This window comes from Pseudomonas sp. xss_2 (assembly GCF_043104195.1).
GTDB lineage: Bacteria > Pseudomonadota > Gammaproteobacteria > Pseudomonadales > Pseudomonadaceae > Aquipseudomonas > Aquipseudomonas urmiensis.
The window spans coordinates 1-980 of record NZ_JBICKL010000021.1; the positions used below are offsets into that span (position 1 = coordinate 1).

1 protein-coding gene is annotated in these 980 nt (G+C 66.8%); it reads left to right on the plus strand.

From position 1 onward, the window contains the following. Positions 1–980: DUF6531 domain-containing protein (locus ACF8K2_RS02965; RefSeq protein ID WP_392463397.1), on the plus strand; the 980-nt coding region annotated here is incomplete at both ends.

A 980-nucleotide genomic window follows, 5' to 3' on the forward strand; every position in this document is an offset into this window, starting at 1 on the left:
ATCGGCGCCAACGCCCACCGGAAAATCAACGCCCTGGCCGACCCGAGCAACACCCAGAGCATTGGCTACCTGGTCAGCATGCTGCTGACCGCCCTGGCCAATCGCAAAGGGCGCAAGGCCCAGGCGCAGAACATCGCCCCGCACGGCACCAGCCAGGCCACTGCGGTGAGTGGCCAGGGCCAACTGGTCGCCCGCTCCAGCGAAGCCCCGGCCAAAGCCGATCCGTCCGCCAAGAAGGATGGCTGCCCCTCGACCTGCCGCAGCATCAGCTTCGCCCGTGGCAGCGAAACCCTCACCCACACCGATTTCAGTTTGCCCGGCTGCTTTGCGCTGCAGTGGTCACGCACCTACCGCTCCAGCCTGGCGGCGCTCGACCGTGGCGTGTTCGGCGCCCGCTGGATCACGCCGTTCTCGACCTGCCTCGATGTGCTCAAGCAGGGCGTGCTCTACCACGCCGCGGACGGTCGCAGCCACGCCTACCCGCTGCCGAAAATCGGCAAGCACCATTACGACGCCATCGAAGGCCTGGTGCTGATTCGCACCCAAGAGGCGCAACTGGTCATCGCCCGCGGCTATGCCAGCCAGGAAAGCTACCAGCGCCAGGGCGATCGCTTCGTGCTGCAGAGCATCCGCCAGCGCGGCGGCGCGCGTATCGACCTGCACTATGAGCACCATCACCAGGGCACCCCGGTGCTGTCGGACCTAGTGACCTACCAGAACGAGGTGCAGCACCAGCACCTGGCCACCGCGCTCGACGAACACGGTCGGATCAGTGCGCTGTGGCAGGTGCGCAACGGCCAGCCACACCGCCAGCTGGCCGCCTATCGCTACGACGAACACGGCGACCTGCTGCAGGCCGACGATGAGCACCAGGCCAGCTGGAGCTACCAGTACCAGGATCACCTGATCACCCGTTACAGCGACCGCAGCGGGCGCGGCATCAACCTGCAATGGCAAGGCAGCGGGCCTGACGCCAAGGC